The organism is Microbacterium sp. bgisy203 (genome assembly GCF_057706945.1).
Map to the genome: position 1 here is coordinate 1 of NZ_JBYIPF010000008.1, position 15711 is coordinate 15711.

General features: G+C 70.8%; 14 protein-coding genes, 1 tRNA gene and 1 pseudogene. 8 read left to right on the top strand and 8 right to left on the bottom strand.

Translation table 11 applies throughout. The annotated features are described in order from the left end of the window. Both dcd and AC3ENQ_RS11555 read right to left on the bottom strand, forming a co-directional pair. The coding region (gene dcd / locus AC3ENQ_RS11550; protein WP_431804743.1) for a dCTP deaminase at positions 1 to 605 on the bottom strand (605 nt) is incomplete at its 3' end. A gap of 438 nt (positions 606 to 1043) precedes the next feature. After that, entirely contained in the window at positions 1044 to 1676 is a 633-nt protein-coding gene (locus AC3ENQ_RS11555; RefSeq protein ID WP_431804745.1) for an NADPH-dependent FMN reductase, read from the bottom strand. Positions 1677 to 1913: 237 nt separating this feature from the next. Between AC3ENQ_RS11555 and AC3ENQ_RS11560 the strand changes: the two genes are divergently transcribed. Beyond that, a tRNA-Gly gene (locus tag AC3ENQ_RS11560) sits at positions 1914 to 1987 on the top strand. A 252-nt stretch (positions 1988 to 2239) separates the two neighbouring features. On the opposite strand, the gene AC3ENQ_RS11565 is transcribed toward AC3ENQ_RS11560, so the two are convergent. Further along, on the bottom strand, positions 2240 to 3088 hold the full coding sequence (locus tag AC3ENQ_RS11565; RefSeq protein WP_431804747.1) for a Fic family protein: 849 nt from the start codon (positions 3086 to 3088) through the stop codon (positions 2240 to 2242). Between the two features lie 132 nt (positions 3089 to 3220). Between AC3ENQ_RS11565 and AC3ENQ_RS11570 the strand changes: the two genes are divergently transcribed. From AC3ENQ_RS11570 to AC3ENQ_RS11580, 3 genes and pseudogenes are all read left to right on the top strand, one after another. Further along, positions 3221 to 4183 carry a PKD domain-containing protein gene (locus tag AC3ENQ_RS11570; protein ID WP_431804749.1) on the top strand — a complete coding sequence of 321 codons (963 nt, stop codon included), beginning with the start codon at positions 3221 to 3223 and terminating at the stop codon, positions 4181 to 4183. A 172-nt stretch (positions 4184 to 4355) separates the two neighbouring features. Further along, positions 4356 to 5396 (top strand): annotated as a pseudogene (locus tag AC3ENQ_RS11575) (PQQ-dependent sugar dehydrogenase). A 79-nt stretch (positions 5397 to 5475) separates the two neighbouring features. Then, a complete protein-coding gene (locus AC3ENQ_RS11580) occupies positions 5476 to 6804 on the top strand; it encodes an HNH endonuclease signature motif containing protein (protein WP_431804751.1) in 1329 nt (442 codons plus the stop codon). Positions 6805 to 6928: 124 nt separating this feature from the next. On the opposite strand, the gene AC3ENQ_RS11585 is transcribed toward AC3ENQ_RS11580, so the two are convergent. Then, on the bottom strand, positions 6929 to 7894 hold the full coding sequence (locus tag AC3ENQ_RS11585) for a sugar kinase (protein ID WP_431804753.1): 966 nt from the start codon (positions 7892 to 7894) through the stop codon (positions 6929 to 6931). Then, positions 7894 to 8523, bottom strand: coding sequence for a bifunctional 4-hydroxy-2-oxoglutarate aldolase/2-dehydro-3-deoxy-phosphogluconate aldolase (locus AC3ENQ_RS11590; RefSeq protein ID WP_431804755.1), 630 nt, complete (start codon positions 8521 to 8523; stop codon positions 7894 to 7896). The genes AC3ENQ_RS11585 and AC3ENQ_RS11590 overlap by 1 nt, the downstream gene beginning before the upstream one ends. A gap of 135 nt (positions 8524 to 8658) precedes the next feature. Here AC3ENQ_RS11590 and AC3ENQ_RS11595 point away from each other — a divergent pair, with 135 nt between their 5' ends. Further along, positions 8659 to 10584, top strand: a complete 1926-nt coding sequence (locus AC3ENQ_RS11595; RefSeq protein ID WP_431804757.1) for a heavy metal translocating P-type ATPase — start codon at positions 8659 to 8661, stop codon at positions 10582 to 10584. 19 nt (positions 10585 to 10603) lie between these two features. Here the strand turns inward: AC3ENQ_RS11595 and AC3ENQ_RS11600 are convergent, their stop codons facing one another. Then, positions 10604 to 10957: a glycoside hydrolase family 2 protein gene (locus AC3ENQ_RS11600; protein WP_431804759.1), complete on the bottom strand. Its 354-nt coding sequence runs from the start codon at positions 10955 to 10957 to the stop codon at positions 10604 to 10606. 12 nt (positions 10958 to 10969) lie between these two features. Here AC3ENQ_RS11600 and AC3ENQ_RS11605 point away from each other — a divergent pair, with 12 nt between their 5' ends. Continuing rightward, positions 10970 to 12247, top strand: a complete 1278-nt coding sequence (locus AC3ENQ_RS11605; protein WP_431804761.1) for a putative Ig domain-containing protein — start codon at positions 10970 to 10972, stop codon at positions 12245 to 12247. Positions 12248 to 12319: 72 nt separating this feature from the next. Here the strand turns inward: AC3ENQ_RS11605 and AC3ENQ_RS11610 are convergent, their stop codons facing one another. Together AC3ENQ_RS11610 and AC3ENQ_RS11615 are read right to left on the bottom strand one after the other, a co-directional pair. Next, positions 12320 to 13207 carry an EamA family transporter gene (locus tag AC3ENQ_RS11610; RefSeq protein WP_431804763.1) on the bottom strand — a complete coding sequence of 296 codons (888 nt, stop codon included), beginning with the start codon at positions 13205 to 13207 and terminating at the stop codon, positions 12320 to 12322. Then, on the bottom strand, positions 13204 to 14460 hold the full coding sequence (locus AC3ENQ_RS11615; protein ID WP_431804765.1) for a serine hydrolase domain-containing protein: 1257 nt from the start codon (positions 14458 to 14460) through the stop codon (positions 13204 to 13206). The genes AC3ENQ_RS11610 and AC3ENQ_RS11615 overlap by 4 nt, the downstream gene beginning before the upstream one ends. A gap of 122 nt (positions 14461 to 14582) precedes the next feature. On the opposite strand from AC3ENQ_RS11615, the gene AC3ENQ_RS11620 reads away from it, so the two are divergent. Both AC3ENQ_RS11620 and AC3ENQ_RS11625 read left to right on the top strand, forming a co-directional pair. Next, positions 14583 to 14894, top strand: a complete 312-nt coding sequence (locus tag AC3ENQ_RS11620; protein WP_431804767.1) for a DUF2470 domain-containing protein — start codon at positions 14583 to 14585, stop codon at positions 14892 to 14894. Positions 14895 to 15037: 143 nt separating this feature from the next. Next, entirely contained in the window at positions 15038 to 15688 is a 651-nt protein-coding gene (locus AC3ENQ_RS11625) for a biliverdin-producing heme oxygenase (RefSeq protein ID WP_431804769.1), read from the top strand. Positions 15689 to 15711: the final 23 nt, after the last annotated feature.

Genomic DNA, 15711 nt, shown 5'->3' on the forward strand with positions numbered 1-15711 from the left:
CAGTTGCCGCGTGCGCCCGCGTCGGTCGAGCCGACGTCGGTGCGGTGGAAATTCTGGAACGAACGGGATGCCGTCGGCCCCCGCTGGCCGTGGTACCGGTTCAAGTACGGGCCGGTGCCGTAGGGGTTCTCGGCGGCGGACGAGAGTCGGAAGAAGCAGAGCTGGCCGATCTTCATCCCGGGCCACAGCTTGATCGGGAGGGTCGCGACGTTCGAGAGCTCGAGCGTCACGTGCCCCGAGAAGCCCGGGTCGATGAACCCCGCGGTCGAGTGCGTGAGCAGGCCCAGGCGCCCCAGCGACGACTTGCCCTCGAGGCGCGCGGCGATGTCGTCGGGGAGGGTCACCTGCTCGAACGTCGAGCCGAGGACGAACTCGCCGGGGTGCAGGATGAACGGCTCGTCGGGCGCCACCTCGATGAGGTGCGTGAGGTCGGGCTGATCCTCGGCAGGGTCGATGAAGGGGTACTTGTGGTTGTCGAACAGCCGGAAGTACCGGTCGAGACGCACGTCGACGCTCGACGGCTGGACCATAGCCGGGTCCCACGGGTCGAGGCCGACCCGTCCGGTCGAGATCTCGGAGCGGATGTCACGGTCGCTGAGGAGCACGCCTTCAGCGTAGTGCGACCGCGTGCTGGCCCGTGCCCCCGCCGCCGCCGCCAGGCGCCGGCGCGCGCGGGGATGATCGCGGCGTCGCGCATGCGCGCGACGAACCGCTCCGCGATGAGGTCGAGGCCCTCCTGGTCGGGGTGGAGCCGGTCGTAGAGCAGCCCGGCATCCCCCTCGCCGAACAACTCGCGGCCGTCGATCACCGTGAGGGCCGGGTCGTCGCGGACGGCGGCGACGTCGGCGAGGATCTCGCGGGTGCGGTCAAGGTCAGCGCGCCGAGATCGCTCTCGAGATCGCGACGCGCGGCGTGCATCACGACCAGCACGGGAGGCACAAGCGAAGCAGGCGATGAAGGCGGAGGTCGCGTTCCTCCGGGAGGTCACGGGAGCGAAGATGCGCGAAGGCGTCTCGGACGGGTGGTGATCCGCTGGTGAAGGATCAGGCTGGGGCGACGACGGCTTCCTTCGCGGCATCCTGAACTCCTGCGGCATCCTGAGCGTTCGCGGCATCCTGGACCTTCGCGACGAGCTCGGCGGCCATCGCCTGGAGCGCCGGGGTGTCGCGGGCCACGACCGCGTCCGGGTCGCCCAGGTGCCAGTCGGGCGTGTAGTCCGTGCGCTCGATCACGAGCTGCGGCTGCGTCTCGGCGAGGTCGATGCCGATGAACTGCAGGACGCCGGTGAGCTGCGCCGCCGACAGAGGTCCGCCCTGGCCGCCGTAGCTGACGATCGCGCCGGGCCGCCCGCGCCATTCGGCGCCGAGGTAGTCGATAGCGTTCTTGAGCGATGCCGGGTAGCCGCCGTTGTACTGCGGGGTGAGGAAGACGACGGCATCCGTGTCGGCGATCTCCGCCGCCCAGCGCTTCGTGTGATCGTGCGCGTACTGGCCCAGGGCGGCCATGACCGGCTCGTCGAGCATGGGCAGGGCGATGTCGCGGAGGTCGAGCACGCGGATGTCGGCGTCCACCGCGTCATCGATGACAGCGGCGATCGAGGCGCCGAGCTGGTCGCCGATGCGGACGGGGCGGGCGCTGCCGACGATGACGGCGATGCGGGGACGGGGGTGCGACATGGGAGGTCCTTTCCTGAGGCGCCCGTGCTTCCGGGGCCGCGGAGTGGAACAGATATATGCAGACGCATATTCCCCGGGTGTGGGCGACGGATGCCATGGAGATCGGCATCTGACCGAACCTCAGAGTCGAGGTCTCGGTGTGGACGACCGAGATCGCGCAGGACCGCGAGCGCCCGACTATGCTGGAGGAACCGAGCAGTGCGCACGGCGTGAGACGCAGGTGCATCGCGAGGCCTCGGGGCTGTAGTTCAATGGCAGAACTTCTGCTTCCCAAGCAGACAGCGCGGGTTCGATTCCCGTCAGCCCCTCCACCATAGAAGACCCCTGGTCGAACGCCTTTCAACGCGTGGCTTGCAGGTTCGCGCAACGGTGCCCCGGCGTCCCCGCTGCACCGCCCCGACGGTATTGGCAACGGCCGATTTCGAGGCGCTACCGCACGGGCCACCGCAATGGCCTGGGCTACACGGCCGGCCGGCCGGCACCCCTTTGCTACGTCGTGAGCGAATGGGTGTCGCGTCCGCGATGAGTTCATCGTGGTGTGCGCGGGACCCTCGACTGATGACTCAGCGATGTTTCATGCGCGCGGCGATGCGACCGTCGAGTGCGGTGAGCTCTCCCATGAGGTCCGTCGCCGCCCACACGCGATTGCGTTTGCGTCCGGTGATCTCCTGGACGATCCCGTCGGCTTCCAGACGAGCGAGCGCGGTGTACACGGACTGGGCGGCGGTGCCGACGATCTGCTCCACCTCGTCGGCGTTCATCACCGGGTTGTCGAAGAACGCGGGCAGGAGCGCGGCGGCCGTCGACCCGCGGCGAGCGCCAGTGCGCTCGGCCCAGTCGGCCGGAAGCTCCTTGATGCGCTGGACGGAGACGCGTCCCTCTTCGGCTGCCACGGTAGCGGAGGTGAGCATCACGGAGAGCAGCGGGGTCAGGTTGCCTTCGCGGTAGTCGCCGAGGGCGTCGAAGTAGCCGTCTCGTCGGGCGAGGAGGCCGCTCGCGACCGGGACGACGGTGTTCGTCGTGACACCGCGGCGGCGAAGGATGGCGCCGATGAGCGCGCGCCCGATGCGTCCGTTTCCGTCTCCGAACGGGTGGATGGATTCGAACTGGGCGTGCGCGACGGTCGCCTGGAGCAGTGTGGGCAGGTCGTCTCTGTTCGCGAAAGCGATGAGGTCGTCCAGCAGTTCGTCGAGGAGGTCTGCGGGCGGGGGAACGTAGATCGCTCCGAGGGGGCTATGGTCACTCCCGCCGATCCAGTTCTGGTCTTCTCGGACCGTCCCTGCGTAGGGGCCCTCGTCGGGGTCGTCCCTCATGAGGGCGGCGTGCGCGCGCACGAGGTCGGAACGTTCGATGCGGCCACTCTGACCGGCGGATTCGACGAGAGCGTTCAGCGCCGCGGCACCAGCGACCATGCTGACTGCCGAGGCATTTGACCTGTTCCCGGCAATCGCGCGTGCGAAATCGTCGACGGATGCCGAGACCCGTTCGATCTTCGATGAGGCGACGGACTCGCTGCGGATCAGAAACCTGGCGAAGGCGCGTGGTTGGCCGGTCGCTTCCGCATCCATCGCTCCGAGCGCACCGAGCGCTCGTTCGTTTGCGGCGATCAGATCCGCAGGGAGCGTGAAGGCTCGCTTCGAAATCTTTGGGGGGACTCGGGTCTCCACCTCGCGGAGCATCCGATCTGCCTTGCTGCCGCCGCGGATCGCCTGCTGCCACGAGACGGTGGGCCGGCCGTGCGGTGGCAGTTCGCCCGCGGGCTCAGACGTCCACCTATCCATGACCAGCCCATTCTTTATTCTGTGTTACGCACTCTAACTCAGATTAGGGATGCCGGTACTCCAACTTTCGGGCGATCTGTCGCAGCGACCATGGGCAACCGCGCGCAGCGGTTCGCGGTGGTGGGTGACCCGGGCGCGCTGCGGCTCGGTTCAGCGGAGACGGTCGAGAGCGCGACGTCGATCGCGATCGCGAACGCGGCACCGGAGGCTGCCGTGACGGGACCGCTCGCCGCCACGGTGAACGTCCCATTCACGGTCGAGGTTTCTGCCGATGATCCCTCATCAGCTGACCTCGCCTCAGAATTCCAGTACCACGTCGACTGGGGCGACGGCTCACCCGTCCAGGTGGTGATCGGCGCAGCCGACCCGCCGATCACCCACACGTACCGTACGCCGGGATCCTTCACCGCGTCGGTCACCGCGACGGACAAGGATGGCAGCACTGGGAAACCCGCGACCGTGACCGTGGTCTCCCGTGCCGCGCCTGCGCTCGGCGGAGGCGCGTCGATGCCGCCCGCGGTCGGCGGAGGCGCGTCGATGCCGCCCGCGGTCGGCTCACAGAGCGGCGGATCAGGCTCTCGGGATACCCCGCCCGGGAACGCGGACAGGACGTTGCCCCGCACAGGATCGACAGCTCCGTCGGCGGTGCTCCTCGGGGCGTTGACTCTGCTGGCAGGCGGATCCGTCGCCCTGGCGTCGTTCCGTCGCCGTACTCGCCGCCGCTGACGGGTGTGCGCTCCGTGCCGCGCCGCAACCCCTTGGACCCCATCGCCTCCCCGGGTGAGGCTGGTGGTCGACGCCCTCTCCGGCGCCGCGGTCGACGAAAGGATCCGCCGTGACCACCCGACGAGCCGCCCTCTCGCTTCTCGCCGCTGCGGCGCTCGTCCTGTCGGCCTGCGTGAGCACGGCGCCCGTCGACCCCGCGCCGAACGGTACTGCGCCCCGCACGGAGGCATCCGCTTCTCCGCCGACGCCACCCCTCTCGGCCGGCGAACCGACGACCGTCGTCGACGGCCTCGACGCGCCGTGGTCGATCGCATTCCGCGGCGACGCGGCGCTGATCAGCGAACGCGACACAGGCGCCGTGCGCGAGGTGGTCGGCGACGGATCGCGCGTCATCGGCACCGTCGACGACGTCGTCCACGGCGGCGAGGGCGGACTTCTCGGGCTCGCGGTCGACGACGACGGACGCCTCTACGCGTATTCGACGGGCCCGTCCGGCAATCGCGTGCAGCGGTTCACCGTGACGGGCGAGCCGGGATCGCTGCGCCTCGGCGCTGCGGAGACGATCATCGACGGCATCCCCTCCGCCCGCACACACAACGGCGGGCGCATCGCCTTCGGACCCGACGGCATGCTGTATGTGACAACAGGGGATGCCGGTGACCGCGGCGCCGCGCAGGATGCTGGCAGCCTTGCGGGGAAGATACTGCGGATGACACCCGATGGCGATGCGCCGGCAGACAACCCTTTCGCCGGGTCGTTCGTCTAGAGTCTCGGCCACCGCAATCCGCAGGGCATCGGCTGGATGACCGACGGCACGATGCTCGCGAGCGAGTTCGGCCAGAACACCTGGGACGAGCTCAATGTCATCACGTCCGGCGGCAACTACGGCTGGCCGGACGTCGAGGGCACGGGCGGGGGCGATCGCTTCATCGACCCGGTGCAGCAGTGGCCCACGGATGCCGCGAGCCCGAGCGGCCTCGCGATCACCCGGGGCGCGGTCGTGATCGCGAACCTCCGGGGCGAGCGCCTGCGCAGCGTGCCGGTCGACGACCTCGGTGGGGCGAGCGAACTGCTCGGCGGGGAGTACGGACGCCTTCGTGACGTGACGGTGGCTCCCGACGGATCGCTGTGGATGCTGACCAACAACACCGACGGGCGCGGATCGCCGCGGGACGGCGACGATCGCGTGTTGCGGGCGGTGGCGGGGTCTTAGGTTCTAGGTTTTAGATTCTCAGGGCCTTCCTGCTTCTCTTCGAGGGTCAATGTCGGAGGGTACCGCTAGTGTCGTATATATGAACGATTTCGAGATGGTCCCGACTGGTGATGGCGACCTCGCCGCGCTGGCGGAGATCGTCGCGGGCGTCGAGAACGTCGACGCGGCGCTGCGTGCGGCGGAGGTCGGTCAGACGAGGCTGCTCGCCCGGGCGGGGCAGCTCGCGGCGGCGCAGGCGTCCGGGTCGCGCGAGTCGGTGCGGGTGCACGAGATGGCGCTGCGATCGATCGCGGCAGAGCTCGGCGGAGTCATGCGGATCACCGACCGGACCGTGCAGCGGCGGATCGACGAGGCTCGCACGATCGTGGAGGACTACCCCGCGACGCTCGCCGCGTGGGAAGAGGGCCGCATCACGCGCGGGCACGTCCGCGTGATCGTGGATGCCGGCTGCGTCGTACCCGCAGACCGGCGTCACGCGTTCGAGGTCGACGCGATCTCCCGGTGCGAACAGGACACCCCGAATCGGGTCAAGCCGGGGCTCGACATCCTCGCCGAGCGATACGCGGAACGCTCCTTCACGGAGCGCCACCGCGACGCCGCCGCGCAGCGATGCGTGCGGTTGGTGCCGGGGCTCGACGGGGTGTGCGAGGTGATCGCGACGGTCCCGACCGTGATCGGCGACGGCATCCTCGACCGCCTCACCCAGCAGGCCCACGCCGTCATCGACTCCCGCGAGAAGGACGACGGCGACACCCGCAAGATCGACGAGGTCCGCACGGACGTGTTCGCCGACCTCCTTCTCACCGGCGCCCCTGCGCTGGACCCCACCGCGAGCGGTGACGGGGCGGGCGCGTTGGGCGCGATCCGCGCGCAGGTGCAGGTCATCGTGCCCGCCCTCACTCTCCTCGGGGCCGACGACGGGCCCGCCGACCTCGTCGGCCGCTCTCCGATCGATGCCGACACCGCCCGCTGCCTCGCCGCAGCGGCACCCAGCTGGACTCGCGTGCTCACCGACCCCGTCGACGGCACCGTCGTCACCATCGACCGTTACCGCACTTCGATCCCACAGCGCCGCTACCTCCGCGCCCGCGACCAGCACTGCCGCTTTCCCGGATGCCGTCGCCCCGCGATCCGCTCAGAGATCGACCACACCATCGACGCCGCCCTCGGCGGACCGACCGCGCTCGGAAACCTCGCCCACCTCTGTCAGCGACACCACTCGATGAAGCAGTTCACCCCCTGGAGAGTGCGACAACTCAGCCACGGCACCCTCGTGTGGACATCCCCCACCGGACGCGAATACCGCGAAGACGCCCCTGCCCCACCCGTCGCCTTCCAACCTGAGACACGGCGCGACACCGTGCGCGCCGGCGGCACCCTGCGCGCCGGCGGCACCGCGCCCTTCTGAATCGCGCGCCGACTCAGGCGGGTTAGTGCAGGTGGGCGACCCGCCCGGGTGATATCAGGTGAGTGAGCCCGTCCACCCGGCGCGGCGCTCCGGGTACCCGACGGGAACGAAACAGTCTCCGCCGTCAGCCCGCGCCGGCGGTGCCGCACTCGGTCACGCCGTCGACGGGACCCGCGCCCACACCCGATAGCGCGGCGCGCACCAGCTCCGGACTCGGCAGATCGCCGTGCGATCCGAGCGCGAGCGCCGCGAAGCGGTGCCCCTCGACCAGGCGATCCGCCTCGGCGGCCCCACCCAGCATCGCGCGCAGGTACCCGGCAGCGAACGCGTCGCCGGCACCGTCGGGTTCGACCACGTCGACGACCGGTGCCGGTACGAAGACCGGGTCGCTCTCCGCAACGAACGACGTCGCGCCGACCTCACCGTCTTTGACGACGAGGTGTCCCACCTCGAGGTACGCCGCGATCTCGTCCGCCGTCGGTGTGCCCCACAGGGCTTCCGCCTCATCGCGGCCGACGAAGACGATATCCGCGGCGCGGGCGAAGCGCCGCAGGACGTTGGCCGCGGTGGCGGCATCCGGCCACAGCGACGGCCGCATGTTGACGTCGAAGCTGATGACGACGCCTTCCGCGCGCGCCGTGGCCATCGCCGCATCCACGAGGTCGGCACACGACGCGGAGAGGGCGGGCGTGATGCCCGTCAGGTGCAGGACACCCGCTCCCGACAGCGGCATCCGCGCGAGATCGACGGGCGACAGAGCCGAGGCCGCCGATCCGGAACGGTAGTAGTGCACTCGTGTCCCCGCCGGCCGCGGGTCCTTGACGTACACGCCCGTCGACCTGTGGGAGTGTTCGGCGAGGGACACCTCGACGCCGTACGCCGCGACGGCGGCGTGCACCCGGTCGCCGAACGGATCGTCGCCGAGCGCGCTCACCCACGTCACGGGCGTGCCCGACGCCGCCAGATAGCACGCAAGATTCGACTCCGCACCGCCGATCCCGACGGCGAGCGCATCTGCCTTGCCCAGCGAGTCGGTTCCCGGCGAGAGCTGAATCATCGTTTCCCCGAGCGTCACGACCCGCGGCGTCATCAACGCCCCGCGAGAAGTTCGGCGAGCGCCGGAATCTGCGCCTCGTCTTCGATCGCCGAGCCGACCGCGACGACGCTGACCCCCGCGTCGAGGAACTCCGCCGCGTTGTGCGCGCTCATCCCCCCGGTGGCGACGAAGCGCACCTCGGGGAACGGACCCCGCATGTCGCGGAACCACGACGCACCCAGGCGCGCCGCCGGAAAGCCCTTCACCCAGCGCACACCGTGTCGGAGCGCCGCGTGGATCTCGGTCGCCGTCGCGACTCCCGGAAGGTGCGGGATGCCGAGATCCACCGACGCCTCGAGCACCTCACGCGACGTTCCCGGCGCCACCGTGAACGCCGCCCCGCACTCTGCCGCGAGCCGCACGCCCTCGGGGTCGAGGATCGTCCCCGCCCCCACGCACAGCCCGCGTTCCGCGGCGCGGGGCGCGAGGGTGCGCAAAGCCTCGGCATCCGTATCGCTCTGCAGCGGGATCTCGACCATGTCGATACCGAGATCCCAGGCACGTTCGGAGAGTTCGACCGATCGTTCGACGCCGAGTCCACGGAGGATCAGCATGAGCGGGGCGGCGGAGAAGGCGTGGTCGAACCAGGCGTTGGAGTCAGCACTGACTTGAGGGGAAGACACGAGTCCATCCTCGCACCCGAGCACAGCCCGAGGGGGCCCGCGCTAGGATGCGCACAACCGGGAGGCTCCTCCGACTCCACCCCGCGAGCACCCTCGACCCCTTGCCGGGCAGCTCCGACGAACTGGACGTACACGATGCACGACTCCGAAAAGCGCGCCGACCGCATCCTCTCCGCCGCGCGCAGCTACCCGTGGGTGACCGCGACGATCGTCGTCGCGATCGTGGGCCTCATCCTCACGTTCGGTCCCCTCACTTTCGGATCCGTCGACGGCAAGACGGTCGCCGCGTGGCTCGTCAGCGCGTACTGCATCCTCGTCGCGGCGGTGCAGGCGTGGGGGATGATCAAGGAGCTGATGTCGGGCGCGGTCGGTCTCGACATCCTCGCCATCACCGCGATCATCAGCACCGTTGCGATCGGCGACTATTGGGCGTCGCTCATGGTGTGCCTCATGATGACGGGCGGCGAGGCCCTCGAGGACTACGCCAATCGCAGCGCCCGCAGCGAAGTCAGCGCCCTCCTCGACCGCACGCCGCGGACGGCGCATCGCGTCGCCGACGACGGCACCATCACCGACATCAGCGTCGATGACGTGGCGGTCGGCGACCTCCTGCTCGTCAAATCCGGCGAGACCATCCCCGTCGACGGCACCCTCGAAGACGACGACGCCGAGCTCGACGAGTCCTCACTCACCGGCGAAAGCCTCCCCGTCACCCACACACGCGGCGACGGCGTGCTCTCCGGCTCGGTCACCGGCGAGAGCCCGGCGCACGTCCGCGCCACCGCACGCGCCGCCGACAGTCAATACCAGCAGATCGTCGCGCTGGTCGAATCGGCATCCAACAGCAAAGCGCCGTTCGTCCGCCTCGCCGACCGATTCTCCATCCCGTTCACGATCGTCGCGTTCCTCATCGCCGGTATCGCCTGGTGGGTCTCGAAGGACCCGACGCGATTCGCCGAAGTCCTCGTCGTCGCCACCCCGTGCCCGCTCCTCATCGCCGCACCCGTCGCGTTCATCGGCGGCATGAGTCGCGCCGCCCACGAGAACATCGTCGTCAAGAGCGGCGGCACCCTCGAGCAGCTCGCAGGAGTGAAGTCCGTCGCGTTCGACAAGACGGGCACCCTCACCTACGGACGCCCCGAAGTCGACCACGTCGATGCCGCCCCCGGCTTCGCCGTCGCCGACGTCAGCCGCTACGTCGCCGCCGCCGAGCAGTACTCGTCGCACGTCCTCGCCCACGCCCTCACCGGACTGACCGACGGCACCCCGGAACCCGCGACCGACATCGAGGAGACCTCCGGCAACGGTGTCGCCGCCACCGTCGACGGACATCGCGTCGTCGTCGGCAAGCGCTCCTGGGTGATTGACGAGGCGTTGGATGCCGACACATCGTCACTCCCGGCGGAGACGCCCCTCGAAGCCGGGCAGATGGCGGTCTCCGTCGCCGTCGACGGCGTCGCGGCCGGCCGCGTCGTCCTCACCGACCACGTCCGCGCTAACGCCGCCGACACCGTTCACAGGCTCCACGACCTCGGCATCCGCAACACCGTCATGCTCACCGGCGACGCGCAGGCGACCGCCGACCGCATCGCCGGCGTCGTCGGCATCTCCGACGTCCGCGCCGGGCTCCTCCCCGCCGACAAGGTGGAGGCCGTGTCGAATCTCACCGACCGCCCCGTCATGATGGTCGGCGACGGCGTCAACGACGCGCCCGTCCTTGCCGCTGCCGACGTCGGCGTCGCGATGGGCGCCAAGGGATCGACCGCCGCCAGTCAGTCCGCCGACGTCGTCATCATGGTCGACGACCTCGGCAAGGTCCCGCAGTCGATCACGATCGCGCGCCGCACCGTCCACATCGCGACGCAGAGCATCGTCATCGGCATCTCGCTGAGCGTCATCCTCATGGTGATCGCCGCCTTCGGCGTCATCCCCGCCGTCATCGGCGCCGCCCTGCAGGAGAGCGTCGACCTCGTGTCGATCCTCAACGGCCTGCGCGCGTCGAAGGCTCCTCGTCGGAAGCGCGAGGCAGCGCGCGCCGAAGCGCCCGCCCACGCCGCCTGAAGCCGCGCCCGCGCTCCGCTCAGACCAGCTGCCCGGCGCTGCGCAGCACCCGCGGGTCGGCGAGTCGCTCGGCGAACGACTCCGCGTCGGCGTCGGCGGGCAGACCCCTCACCCGCACGGTCGTCGATTCCCCCGGCAGCAGTGTCACGAGGGCGCGCTCGGCGACGGCATCCGGTGCCGCCTTGTCGACGAGCAACGTGACGTCCCGCGCGAAGGTGCGCGCCGCGAGCGTCACATCGACCGCGCCCTCCTCCGCCGGCGAGACGGTCACGTCGAGCTCCGGTGCCGGCAGCGCGCTGTCGCGCGGCTCGGCGAAGTACCAGAACCCACGCTCCTCACCGAGGGTCGCGACGAGGAGCTCCGCGGCGACCACGGGGACGGGCGCGTGACGCTGAAGGGATCCGCTCCCGCGGACCTCCGCGCACCCACGACGCTGCAGGTCGCCGCCGTGAACTCGCTGACACCGAACCCCGCCGCGATGCAACTGTCCATCACGGTCCACCCGGTCGCGACGGGCCTCCCCGCTCCCGCCCTCACCGCAACCGACCTCCCCGCGGGCCTGACGTTCACCGACAACGGCGACGGCACGGGGCGCATCGCCGGCACGCCGACCGCGCCGGGACGCTCGACGGCCACCCTGACGGCGACCAACCGCGTCGGCAGCGCATCGGCGCCGTGGACCATCGAGACGACGGCAGCTCCGTCGTTCACCTCGCCGGCGACCGCGCGCGGCGCACTCGGCGACGCGCTCTCGGTCGCGGTCACCACGACCGGCTACCCCGTCGCAACGCTCGCCGCGACCGGCCTCCCGGCGGGCGTGACGTTCACTGACCGCGGAGACGGCACCGGCGTGATCGGCGGCATCCCGACCGTCGCGGGCGTGCACGAGATCGAGATCACCGCGGCATCCTCCACGGGGTCGGCCACCCAGGCACTGAAGCTCACCGTCACGCAGGCGCCGTCCTTCGCCCTCCTCCCGCAGGTGGCCTTCACCGCGGGGACCGCCGGGTCGTTCACGTTCTCGGCCGCCGGGTTCCCGCCGCCCGCGCTGACCCTCACCGGAGCGCTGCCGCGCGGCGTCACCTTCACCGACAACGGCGACGGCACGGGAACCCTCGCGGGCACCCCTGCGCCAGATGCCGCCGGACACTACTCCGTCACCATCACCGCCGCCGCGCTCCCGACCATGCCGAACCCGGTCGCCCGGCTCGCCCGGGTCGCGCCGCTCGAAGCCGCCGCCGGCACCGACAGCATCGTCGTCGAGTTCACCGTCGCCCCGGCCGCGGTGACACCGACGCCCACACCTACACCCACACCGACGCCGACACCCACACCGACGCCGACGCCGACACCCACCCCGACGCCGACGCCCACCCCGACGCAGACGCCCACCCCGACACCCACACCGACGCCCACACCGACGCCGACGCCGACACCTACACCGAGCGCCTCGCCGACACCCACCCCGGCACCGACGCCGACACCCACACCGAGCGCCTCGCCGGCAGCCACCCCGGCCCCGACCGCGACGCCCGCGGCATCCTCCTCCCTCGCCGCCACCGGCGCGACGCTCGGGGGCGGGCTCGGGTGGGCGCTCGCGGTCCTGCTCTTCGGCCTTGCGCTCTTCCTCGCCCCGCGCGCCACGTCGCGGATTCGGAGATAAGGCACGCATTCGGATGCCTGGGCTTCAGGCATCCGAATCCGTCGCACATCTCCGAATCCACGACAGCCCCGCTCAGGCGACCGGCTCGACACCCTTCCGCGCGCGGCGCCCGGCGGCGCGCACCGCGCCGATCGACGCCGCGATCACGAGGGCGATCCCGACGATCTCCAGCGCCGCGAGGTGCTGGCCGAGCAGCACGAAGCCTGCGAGTGCGGCGACGGCCGGCGCGAGGCTCATGAGGATCGCGAAGGCGGATGCCGGGAGCCTCCGCAGCGCGACGAGTTCGAACGCATAGGGCAGCGTCGACGAAAGGATCGCCACGGCCGCCCCCAGCGCGAGGATGTCGATGCGCAGCAGCGCGCCCTGCGCCTGCACGATGCCGAAGGGCAGCGACACGAGCGCGCCGATCGTCATCGCCAGGGCGAGCCCGTCGAGCTTCGGGAAGGCCGCCCCTACCCGCGCCGACGACAGGATGTAGTACGCCCACGCCGCCGCGGCGCCCAGAGCGAACACGACACCGAGCGCGTCGAGCCTGTCCCACCCGCCTCCGGCGAGCGCGACCACACCGGCGAGGGCGAGTCCCGCCCACAGCCACGACGACGCGCGCCGTCCGGCGATGATCGACAACGCAAGCGGACCGAGCACCTCGATCGTCACCGTCACTCCGAGCAGCAGCCGCTCGAGCGCGAGGTAGAACAGCCCATTCATGACGGCCAGAACGAGGCCGAACTGCACGACAGCCGCCCAGTCACGCCGCGAATGTCCGCGCAGTGCAGGCCGCGCGATGAGCATCAGCACCAGCGCCGAGAACAGGAGTCGCAGCATCACCATGCCGAGAGGGCCGACTCGATCGAACAGGAGCACCGCGACCGACGCCCCGACCTCCTGGCAGGCCAGGCCCGCGACTACCAGCCCAACGGCGCCCGTCGCCGAGCCGCGCGCAGCCGCGCCGCGCGTCACGGAATCGGGCAGACGGCGTTCGCCGTCACCTGCGCGCCCATGTCCTCGGCCGTCCAGGGGAGGCCCGCGTCGGGCGTCGTCTGCCCCGACGCCGCCGGAGCCTTCGACGCGATCGCCGCGAGCTCCCACGCAAGGCTCCGCACCAGCACGTCCGAGGCGCGCGAGTTGTTCAGCACGACGACGATCGTCATCCCCGTGTTCCGGTCCGCGAACGCCGCCGTCAGGTACCCGGGGATCGACCCGTACTGTCCGATGAGGGAGCCCGCCTGGTAGGCGCCGCCCGTCGCAGTGAACCACGACGGGGCATCCGCGCCCGCCGGCAGCGGATCGTTCCAGCGCGCCTCACTGTCGAAGGGCCGCTTCGCCATCGCGAGTCCCTGCGTGTAGCGCCCGAGGTCGGCCACGTCGGAGACGACACCGGATGCCGTGAACCCGGCGCTCGACGACAGTGCGGTGACGTCGACGGGGGCGGCGCACGCGACACTCCCGTCTTCCGCGTTCGGCGACCACAGCCCGTGCAGATCGAGGTCGACCGACCGCGTCGGCAGCGAGCTCGCCGTCATGCCGTTCGGCCCGAACACATACTCCTGGAAGAGGTCGGCCGCAGAGCGCCGCGACGCGTGCTCGAGCGCGATCCCGAGCAGCACGTACCCGGTGTCAGAGTCGGCAAACGCGGCGCCCGGCTGCGTGTCACCGGTCGCGGCGAGCCCGTAGGACAGGAGTTCGCGCGGGTTCCAGACGCGCTCGGGGTTCTTGAAGAACCTGTCGGTGAGCGCGGGCGTGTACGAGGCGATGCCGCTCGTCGAGTCGCACAGCTGCCCGAGCGTCACCGGTGTCTGCGATGCGAGGCTCGCGACGTACTTCGAGGCGGGGTCGTCGAGCTCGACGACGTCGTCGGCGACGAGACCGTAGAGCACGTCGCAGGTCATGGAGCGCGTCACGGCGCCGGCCTTGAAGGAGCTCGTCGTCCCCGCGGCCGCTCCGCCCGGCATCAGCGATCCCGACCCGGCGACCCAGGTCCCCGACCAGGGCGCCCACACGCCGACCACCGCGCCGGAGGCGCCCGACCCGGCAACCGCCCGCTCGACCGCGGTCTGGAGCTGGGTCTGCACGTCGGCGGGCAGATCCGCGTCGACCTGCGCCGGCAGTTCGACCGTCGCTGAGGCATCCGCCGAGCACGCCGCGAGCGTCAGGGCCAGTGCGGTGGCGCACGCCAGAGCGACCAGTCGTCGCCCGCGAACGGAACGCGGCATCCCTCACCCCCGAAGTCTCCTCCCCAGCGTAGGCCACGGCGCGCACGCGCCCGTGAGCGGCGACACGCAGATGAGAGGTCTGTCATGAAGGGGTCCTCCGCCGGGATGCCTAGGCTGAAGCCATGACCCACGCCTTCGACGACGCCGCCCTCGCCGGCGTGCTCGGCCACATGAACGACGACCACGCCGACGACAACCTCCTCATCGCCCGCGCGTTCTCGCCGCTCGCCGACGTCATCCGCGCCGACATGGTCACCTTCGACGGCGGTGCCGGGCAGTGGCACGTCTACACGGCCGACGGCGGCGAGGACGTCATCCGCGTGCCGTGGCCGGGCGGCCCGATCACCGAGCGCCGCGAGGTGCGCCGCGAGATCGTCGCGCTCTACGATGCGGCGTGCGCGCGCCTCGGCGTCGCCGCCCGCCCCCACGTCTGAGCCTTCGCGCGTCCCGGCCCTCCGCCGATCGAGTGCGCCGCGGAGCGGGCGTGTAGCGAGATCACCGCCGTTCAGCCGTCACATAACGACTCCCTCACAACCTTCAGTTTAGGTGAGCCTTAGTTTCAGTTATGCTGACGCTCATGGTCGACCTCACCCCGTTTTCGACCGCGCTCCGCGAGCGCTCCCGCACCGCGCACTCCGGCAGCGAAGGCGCCGGCTTCATGAGCGATCTCATGAAGGGCGAGGGCACCCGCGACGACTACATCGCCCTCGTCGCGCAGCATTGGTTCATCTACGCCGCGCTCGAAGCCGGCGCCGAGCGGATGAAGAGCGACCCCGTCGCCGCCCCCTTCATCACCGAGAAGCTCACGCGCCTGCCGGCCCTCGAGGCCGACCTCGCGTTCCTCCTCGGGCCCGACTGGCGCGAGCGCATCGCCCCGCTCCCCACCACCGAGCGCTACGTCGCGCGCATCGAGGAGGTCTCGCGGAACTGGGCGGGCGGCTACGTCGCGCACCACTACACCCGCTACCTCGGCGACCTGTCCGGAGGCCTGTTCATCGGCAAGCTCATGGCCCGTCGCTTCGGATTCGAGACGAACGGCATCGGCTTCTACATCTTCGACGAGATCGCCGACCCCGCCGCGTTCAAGGACGTCTACCGCGCCCAGCTCGACGCCGCGCCGTGGGATGCCGCGGAATCCGAGCGCGTCATCGACGAGGTCCTCGCCGCCTACCAGCTGAACACCGACCTGTTCGTCGACCTCGCCGCCGCCAAGGCATCCGCCGCCTGAACATCCCGCCGCAACCCCCGCCG

Excerpts from the sequence above, each read along its gene's own strand:
- AC3ENQ_RS11555 (WP_431804745.1), bottom strand. The coding sequence starts at position 1,676 with ATGTCGCACCCCCGTCCCCGCATCGCCGTCATCGTCGGCAGCGCCCGC.
- AC3ENQ_RS11585 (WP_431804753.1), bottom strand. The coding sequence starts at position 7,894 with ATGACGCCGCGGGTCGTGACGCTCGGGGAAACGATGATTCAGCTCTCG.
- AC3ENQ_RS11625 (WP_431804769.1), top strand. The coding sequence starts at position 15,038 with ATGGTCGACCTCACCCCGTTTTCGACCGCGCTCCGCGAGCGCTCCCGC.
- AC3ENQ_RS11565 (WP_431804747.1), bottom strand. The coding sequence starts at position 3,088 with ATGGTCGCTGGTGCCGCGGCGCTGAACGCTCTCGTCGAATCCGCCGGT.
- AC3ENQ_RS11615 (WP_431804765.1), bottom strand. The coding sequence starts at position 14,460 with ATGCCGCGTTCCGTTCGCGGGCGACGACTGGTCGCTCTGGCGTGCGCC.
- AC3ENQ_RS11620 (WP_431804767.1), top strand. The coding sequence starts at position 14,583 with ATGACCCACGCCTTCGACGACGCCGCCCTCGCCGGCGTGCTCGGCCAC.
- AC3ENQ_RS11595 (WP_431804757.1), top strand. The coding sequence starts at position 8,659 with ATGCACGACTCCGAAAAGCGCGCCGACCGCATCCTCTCCGCCGCGCGC.
- AC3ENQ_RS11580 (WP_431804751.1), top strand. The coding sequence starts at position 5,476 with ATGAACGATTTCGAGATGGTCCCGACTGGTGATGGCGACCTCGCCGCG.